We start from the raw sequence: 254 nt of genomic DNA on the forward strand, positions 1-254 counted from the left end.
ATTCATTCACAACCACTGCGCCACGCTCAACCTTGATCTCTGTTGCTTCAAGTCCCAGGTTTTCCACATTCGCCTGTCGGCCTACGGAAACGAGAACTTTTTCTGCTTCAAAGGATTGTACGCCTGTTTGGGTTTCGGCCTGAATCACCACACGGCCTTCGCCTTTTTCCAGGGATTCCGGGAGTACCTTTGCTCCGGTTACGATCGTCACTTTACGTTTTTTCAACAGACGAGCCAGCTCTTTACTTACTTCT

General features: G+C 49.2%; 1 protein-coding gene. It reads right to left on the reverse strand.

Features of this window, described 5'->3' with window-relative positions:
* On the reverse strand, nt 1-254 hold a 254-nt coding region (locus SB775_RS31630), incomplete at both ends, for an FAD-dependent oxidoreductase (RefSeq protein ID WP_410865243.1).

Source organism: Peribacillus sp. SIMBA_075 (assembly GCF_046534585.1).